At 57.2% G+C, this 516-nt stretch carries 1 protein-coding gene; it reads right to left on the minus strand.

The window, feature by feature from the left end; all coding sequences use genetic code 11:
• Positions 1-173 precede the first annotated feature (173 nt).
• A partial coding sequence (locus IVB32_RS28790; protein ID WP_247412123.1) for a transposase occupies positions 174-516 on the minus strand: 343 nt, incomplete at its 5' end.

Below are 516 nucleotides of genomic sequence, written 5' to 3' on the forward strand. Positions count from 1 at the left end.
CTAGCATTACAGTTGTCTTTTTGATTTGACGTGAGCGCGTTGAGCGGCAGCCTGATGAGCTCTGCGCCAGAAAGACCATGCGATGATGCGTGCGGGTTGAATACGCTTTCGAGCAAGTCTGATGGCAATGCGGCGGATTTCCTGGATTGACCAACGGATCAGTGGCGGTGTGGTTATGCTTTGGCTTTTGCCGGGGGGCGAGGTTTCGTTTTTTTGGGCGGTGGCGGATTAGCGCGATGGCGGATCGCCGCCAGCATGGCGAAGGCGAGCATCACCAGGGACACGTGGCGATGCCAGCCATGCCAGGACCTGCTCTCGTTATGATCGAGCCCGAACTCGTTTTTCGCGGTTTCAAAGCTGTCCTCGATCGCCCATCGATGGCCTTCGACCGCGACCAGCGTTTCAATTGATGTTCCCGCTGGGCACCAGGTGGTGAAGAAGGCGAGATCGCCATCGGCGATATGGCGACGGATCAGCAGACCGCGCGTCCATAAACCATCATTTGCGCTGTTGAAC

Source organism: Bradyrhizobium sp. 23, assembly GCF_023073295.1.
Taxonomy (GTDB): Bacteria; Pseudomonadota; Alphaproteobacteria; order Rhizobiales; family Xanthobacteraceae; genus Bradyrhizobium; species Bradyrhizobium canariense_D.